The sequence below is a fragment of the Donghicola mangrovi genome (assembly GCF_013377535.1).
Classification (GTDB): Bacteria; Pseudomonadota; Alphaproteobacteria; order Rhodobacterales; family Rhodobacteraceae; genus Donghicola; species Donghicola mangrovi.
In genome coordinates this window covers 127,627-134,075 of record NZ_JABCJE010000011.1, presented here as the reverse complement: position 1 = coordinate 134,075, position 6,449 = coordinate 127,627, and the positions used below count along the sequence as shown (strand labels likewise).

At 63.9% G+C, this 6,449-nt stretch carries 8 protein-coding genes; 2 read left to right on the top strand and 6 right to left on the bottom strand.

Going from position 1 to position 6,449, the window contains the following annotated elements; translation table 11 throughout:
* Positions 1-244: hypothetical protein (locus HJ536_RS20980; RefSeq protein WP_228028779.1), on the top strand; the 244-nt coding region annotated here is incomplete at its 5' end.
* Positions 213-824, top strand: a complete 612-nt coding sequence (locus tag HJ536_RS17500; RefSeq protein WP_176856226.1) for a GntR family transcriptional regulator — start codon at positions 213-215, stop codon at positions 822-824. The genes HJ536_RS20980 and HJ536_RS17500, both read left to right, overlap by 32 nt.
* Here the strand turns inward: HJ536_RS17500 and HJ536_RS17495 are convergent, their stop codons facing one another.
* Genes HJ536_RS17495 through bioB form a run of 6 tightly spaced genes read right to left on the bottom strand, consistent with a single transcriptional unit; the run spans position 825 to position 6,232 of the window.
* Positions 825-1,580, bottom strand: coding sequence for a methyltransferase domain-containing protein (locus HJ536_RS17495; protein ID WP_177158712.1), 756 nt, complete (start codon positions 1,578-1,580; stop codon positions 825-827).
* A complete protein-coding gene (locus HJ536_RS17490; RefSeq protein WP_177158711.1) occupies positions 1,577-2,188 on the bottom strand; it encodes a pimeloyl-ACP methyl esterase BioG family protein in 612 nt (203 codons plus the stop codon). The genes HJ536_RS17495 and HJ536_RS17490 overlap by 4 nt, the downstream gene beginning before the upstream one ends.
* Positions 2,188-3,471 (bottom strand): adenosylmethionine--8-amino-7-oxononanoate transaminase, encoded by a 1,284-nt coding sequence (gene bioA / locus HJ536_RS17485; RefSeq protein ID WP_177158710.1) that lies wholly within the window; start codon positions 3,469-3,471, stop codon positions 2,188-2,190. Before bioA ends, HJ536_RS17490 begins: the two co-directional genes overlap by 1 nt.
* Positions 3,468-4,085, bottom strand: a complete 618-nt coding sequence (bioD, locus tag HJ536_RS17480) for a dethiobiotin synthase (protein WP_177158709.1) — start codon at positions 4,083-4,085, stop codon at positions 3,468-3,470. Before bioD ends, bioA begins: the two co-directional genes overlap by 4 nt.
* Positions 4,082-5,212 carry an 8-amino-7-oxononanoate synthase gene (locus HJ536_RS17475; protein WP_177158708.1) on the bottom strand — a complete coding sequence of 377 codons (1,131 nt, stop codon included), beginning with the start codon at positions 5,210-5,212 and terminating at the stop codon, positions 4,082-4,084. The genes bioD and HJ536_RS17475 overlap by 4 nt, the downstream gene beginning before the upstream one ends.
* Positions 5,213-5,221: 9 nt before the next feature.
* Positions 5,222-6,232: a biotin synthase BioB gene (gene bioB / locus HJ536_RS17470; protein ID WP_228028777.1), complete on the bottom strand. Its 1,011-nt coding sequence runs from the start codon at positions 6,230-6,232 to the stop codon at positions 5,222-5,224.
* Positions 6,233-6,449 lie beyond the last annotated feature (217 nt).

Here is a 6,449-nt window from a genome sequence, read left to right as displayed (position 1 = left end):
CCAACACAGAGTCGCAACCCCAAAAACACAAGAAAATCGGAAAAAGATGAAACAGCCTCAAAATACTCAACCAGAGCAGAGGAAAATCACGTCATCTCTCCCCTACCCTGACAAAGGAACACTGCAGTTCTATGACAAACAGCTGTTTGTATCTGGGCCCTTTTCCGGCTTTACTGCGCGCCGGACCCCTAACTGGCAGGCAGACGACATCAATGGACGCCCCCGCACGGCAGAAAAGCTCTGATGTGATCAGCGCCGCGCTGACCAAGCGCATTGTACAGGGCCACCTGCGCCCCGGGGACAAGCTGCGTCAGGACCATATCGCCAAGGAATTCGGGGCCAGCCATGTGCCTGTACGCGAGGCCCTGTTGCATCTGGTGGGGCGCGGACTGGCGATCAGCCTGCCCCGTCAGGGCGTGCGCGTTGCCCCCTTGGACCCTGATGCCGTCAAAGAGCTCAAGGTCATGCGTCTGGCTCTGGAACCTGTGGCCCTACGCCTTTCGGTTCCGAATCTGACCGAATCCCAGATTCGCCGCGCCGAAGAGCTGCGTAAAATCTGCGACAACGCCGAGGACGTTCAGACATGGGAGGCCGCGAACCGCGGTTTCCATCTAGCGACAATCGCCGCCTGTGACATGCCCCGCCTGATCGGCGAGATCGACAACCTCCAGCTTCTGTCTGCCCGTCACTTCCTGCAGCAGTCCGCAGACCGCTGGCGCAAGCGCGAAGATCTGGAGCATCGCGCCATCATGGGCGCCATCCGCAACCGCGACCCCGAGGGCGCGGTGCTTGTGCTACAGCGGCATATCAGCAGATTCGGGTAATCAGGCGCGGGTCGCGATGGCCCAGACGGGCTGGTAGGTTAGCGGCACGCGGCCATCTACGGCAAAACGCTCCAAATAGTCGGAACAGAACCGCTCCAGATCGCGGCGGGTCCAGCCACCTTTGGCACGGCCATTGACGCCGGTTTCGCGCAGGTGCCGCAGCACATCGCGCGGATCGTCGAACCACAGGCGGCAGGTCAGCATCCCGGAATCGCGCACATCCAGCGTTTCAGCCATCGCCCCGGACAGGTCCGCATCGGTCATATACCCCGGCGCACCGGCATCCGATCCCAGCGCCACCAGTTCCTTGAACTGGTCAGGACCAAAGGTGGAAATCGCCATCCACCCCTTGGGCTGCAACAATTCGGCCAGACGCTGGATCAGGGCGGCGGGGTCCTCGACCCACTGCAGGGCCGAGGCCGAGGCAATCAGATCCGGCGTGGCGGGCCATGGCACAGTCTCGACCGGGCCGGCGATGAACTGGGTCGGGCGCACGGGCAGATCATGGGCCACATCCGCCACCAGATCGTTCAGGAACAACCGCCCCAACTCCAGTTCCTGCGCCAAGGGCAGCGTCAGGTTGCCCGTGCCGCAGCCGAATTCGAACGCGCAGTTGAACCGCCATTCGGGGCAAACCCGCAGCAAGCGTTTCACCAGCAGACGGGCGATCCGCTTTTGCGGGCTGGCCTCGCGGGTGTAGCTTGGCAGGCTGCGGCGAAAGCTGAGGCCGACGCGATCGGTGGGGGTGATGGTCACAGCCACGCCTCCCATGTCGGGCGGTCCGCAAAGGGCACATGGGGCGCGTCGATCCATTCCACGCGGTTCTGCTGCGCGGCCCAAGCGGCCTCCATCGCGGCGGGGGGCATGATGCGGTCACGCTTCGACAGCCAGATGCGGTCAAACCGAACGTCCGGCGCCCTGCCCCGCTGGATCACGGCGCGCAATTCGGCCTGACGGTCGGCGATGTCGATCTGGGGCGCCCCGTCCATGCCCGCACGGCGGCAAAAGCGGGCAAAGCTGGCCTCGCTCAGCCCTGCGGCGGTGGCTTCGACCATCTCGGGCGGGATGCCGTGATCGGCCTCTGCGGGGGCCAGCGTGCCATTCACCGCAATCTTGCGATCGAACGGATCGCCATAACCCGCGATCCAATGCCCCGCCGCCCCGACGCCAAAGGAAAACGCCAGCAGCGTCCGGCGCGCATAGCCACTCAGGTCAGGCAGCGCACCGAACTCCCGCCAATCCTCGACAAACAGCACATCTTGGGGGCCGGTCAGCGCAGCAAAGGGCGCGGCCCCAAGGGCCCACCCGCCGAACACGACGATCAGATCGCCCGCCCCACCGCGCTGTAGCCAAGTGCTGCGCATCACGCCTCCCGCGCCAAGTCCAGCATGGCCGAGGTGATGCGGCTCAGGTCCTGAGGCCCGGTGATGAAGGGCGGCATGGTGTAGATGTTATAGGCAAAGGGGCGCAGGTAGACGCCGGTGTCCCGCGCCTTGGCGTGGGCGATGGACGGGTCCACCCAGTCCTTCATCTGGATCACGCCAATCGCACCCAGAACGCGCACATCCGCAACCCCGTCAAAGGCGCGGGCAGGTTCCAGTTCCTGACGCATCTGCGCCTCGATCAACGCAACGCGGGTTTGCCACGCGCCATCCGCCAGCAAGTCCAGACTGGCGCAGGCCGCCGCGCAGGCCAGCGGGTTCCCCATAAAGGTCGGGCCATGCATGAACACCCCCGCCTCCGACTCGCCAATGCCATAGGCCACGGCCTTGGTCGCCACCGTCGCGGCAAAGCTGATGTGCCCACCGGTCAGCGCTTTGCCCAGACAGATGATGTCAGGCACCACACCCGCATATTCCAGAGCAAAGGCTTTGCCGGTCCGACCAAAGCCCGTGGCGATCTCGTCAAAGATCAGCAGGATGCCGTGCTGGTCGCAGCGTTTGCGCAGCTCGGCCAGATAGTGCGGGTGATAGAAATACATGCCCCCGGCGCCCTGAACCACAGGCTCCAGAATGACAGCGGCCAGATGATCGGCCTGCTCGGACAGCAGGGCATCCATCTCGGCCACGCCGTTCTGCGCGGGGTCTTCGGGCCAGTCCTGACCCAATTGCACCAGCGGACGGGGCAGGAAATGCTCGATCCCCAGCGCCCCGCGGAACAGCCCGTGCATCCCGTTCACGGGGTCACAGACGCTCATCGCTTTCCATGTGTCGCCATGATAGCCGCCGCGAATGGTGGCAAAGCCGCTCCGGCCCGTGCGCCCCATCGCCATCTGGTACTGCACCGCCATCTTCATCGCGACCTCGACCGAGACCGAGCCGCTGTCACAATAGAACACACGGTCCAAGGCATCGGGCAGCATGGCGATCAGACGCTTACCCAGCTCTACCGCCGGATCATGGGTCAACCCGCCGAACATCACGTGGGGCAAGCGGTCCAGCTGATCGTGCATCGCCTGCACGATCTGCGGATGACGGTGGCCGTGGATCATACACCACCACGACGACATCGCGTCGATCACCCGCGCACCATCATCCAGCGTCAGCCAGATGCCCTCGGCCTCTTTCACTAGATGGACGGGGCCCGGCTTGGCGACGTTGGTATAGGGGTGCCACAGGTGGTCGCGGTCAAACTCCAGCGGGGTCATAGGTGATCCCTGATCCGGTCCATGTCGATGGCGCCAAAGGCCTGCCCCAAGGCGTCCGTTGTGACCTCGGGCAACACCGGCAGGCGGCCCAGCGATGCCACAAGACCCATCTGGCAGATGGTTTCCTGCACCTCTGGCTCGGCCTCGCCAATAAAGGCAACGCCAACCACAAGGCACGCTTCGGCCCGCAGCGCGCGCAAGGAAAGGAGCGTGTGGTTGATCGTGCCAAGCTGGGTGCGCGCACACAGAATGACCGGGCGCTGCCAGCGGGCAAAGACATCCAGATAGGTGACCTGCCGGTTCAGGGGCACCATCAAGCCCCCTGCCCCCTCGACCACCAAGGGTCCATCCACAGTGGGGATCTCCAGCAAGGTGTCGATCTCTGCGCCCTCGGCCTCGGCCGACAGGTGCGGAGAGGCGGGGATTTGCAGGCGGTAAGCTTCGGGCAGAACGGGGCGGCCAGAGAGGCGCGCGACGATTTCGGTGTCGGTCTCTTCTTCCAGTCCCGACTGGACGGGCTTCCAATAGGTCGCGCCCAAGGCGGCGGTCAGGCCTGCGCTGAACACGGTTTTGCCGATGCCGGTGTCGGTTCCGGTGACGATGATAGATGTCATGCGGTCTCCTGCTGGCGGGCGATATGTTCGAACAGCGACGTGATCTCTACATGGGTCACGTTGCCGGTGATGGACACCCGAAGGCGCGAAGTATTGCGCGGCACGGTCGGCGGGCGGATGCCGCGCACGTCGAACCCGGCCTGCTGTAGCGCCTCGGCCCGCGCCATCGTGGGTTTGTCGGCCCCGATGATCACGGGAATGATCTGGCTTTGCAGGTCATTCAGCCCGCACAGACGCGCGGCCTGTTCGTGGGCGTGGGCGATGCGGGCCTCGGCGGCCTCTTTATATTGGGGCTGGTTTTGCAGGGCCCCGATGGCCGCCCGCACCAGCGCCGCGTCAAACGGCGACGGCGCCGTGGCAAAGATAAAGGGGCGCGCACGGTTCACCAGCGTGTCGATCAGCACACGCGCCCCGCAGATCAAGGCACCGGAAACGCCAAGGCCCTTGCCGCAGGTGTGCAGGGTCAGCACCTCTACCCCGTCGAAGCCGTGGGCGAACCCTTGCCCTGCCGCGCCGAAAACGCCGGTCGCGTGGGCTTCGTCCACCACCAGAATGGCATCGGCGTCACGGGCAACGGCGGCGAAATCGGGCAAGGGCGCGATGTCCCCTTCCATGGAATAGACGCTTTCCACCGCGATCCAGACCTGACCGTCCCCGCCTGCCGCCTGCCATTCGGCCAGCTTCATGCGGGCGTCGGCAGCATTATTATGGGCAAAGCTGACCAGATCGGCCCGACCCAAACGCATCCCGTCATGGGCGCTGGCGTGGACCAGTTCATCGTAGAGAACCAAGTCCCCAGCCGCAGGCAGCGTAGCAAACAGCGCCACATTCCCCTGAAAACCGCCACCCATATAGAGTGTCGCCTCGCAGCCAAAGAACGCGGCGGCCTCGGCCTCTAGGGCTTCATGCTCGGGGTGGTTGCCGCGCAGCAGGCGCGATCCGCCAGACCCAACAGGCACCCCCCGTCCCAGCGCGTCATAGGCGGCACGCTTCAGCACATCCGATCCCGCAAGCCCAAGATAGTCGTTGGACGCGAAATCCAGCCCCGCGCGGGGGGCCAGACGGCGCAGCCGCCCGCGCGAGGCAAGCGACTGGAGGCCTTGGGCATGACGGGTCAGTGCCTTCATCGGGTGGGCTTACTCGGCTGCCGTGGCGGCTGCGACGTCAGCGGCTTCTTTCTCGCAGACGCGGCCCTCGGTGAAAGCGGCCATGGTTTCCAGACCCAGCTTGGCGAACAGGGCTGCGTCTTTATCCTCTTCGGGGTTTTCTGCGGTCAGCAGGGTCTCGCCCACGAAGATCGAGTTTGCACCAGCGAAGAAGCACATCGCCTGCAACTCGTCGCTCATTTCGGAACGGCCTGCGGACAGACGCACATGGCTGGTCGGCATCAGGATACGGGCCAGCGCGACGGTGCGCACGAATTCGATCGGGTCCAGCTTTTCAACGTTGGCCAGCGGCGTGTCGGCCTGCGGCATCAGCATGTTTACGGGAACGGACTGGGGCGCCTCGGGCAGGTTCGCAAGGGTCACCAGCATTTCCACACGGTCCATCATCTTTTCGCCCATGCCGACGATCCCGCCAGAGCAGACCTTGATGCCTGCTTCGCGCACGCGAGTCAGGGTCGCCAGACGGTCGTCAAAGCTGCGGGTGGTGATGATCTCTTTATAGTACCGCTCGGAGGTATCGATGTTGTGGTTATAGTAGTCGAGACCGGCATTCTTCAGGCGCACCACCTGATTGTCCTCGAGCATCCCGAGGGTCATGCAGGTTTCCATGCCAAGGGCTTTGACGCCCTCGACCATGGCGGTCAGCATGTCCATGTCGCGGTCCTTGGGGCTACTCCAAGCGGCGCCCATGCAGTAACGGGTCGCGCCGCCCTCTTTGGCCTTCTTGGCCTGCTCCAGAACGCGCTCAACCTCGATCAGCTTGGACGCGGGCAGTTTCGAGCCGTTACGCGCCGACTGGGAACAGTACGCGCAATCCTCGGCGCAGCCGCCGGTCTTGATCGACAAGAGCTTGGAGCGCTGGACCTGATTGGGATCGAAATGGGCGCGGTGTACGGTCTGCGCCTCATAGAGCAGGTGCATGAACGGCTTGTTGTAGATCTCGCGCGCCTCTTCGACGGTCCATTTCTGCTGGCCAGACATGCTGCCCTCCATTTTATAGATAATTTCTTCGGGTCTCCCCCATCCCGTCTGGTTTTATCTATCGCAGCACACATTGCAAGCGTGTGAGCGCGAACAAGCGCCATCGCGCCAATGAAATTTCGCCGCGATGCCGCAAAAACTCTATACAGACGATAGGAATTGCTATAGGCGGGCGCGATTGCCGCCGGGTTTAGTGCTGTATGGATGCGCCGCCCCT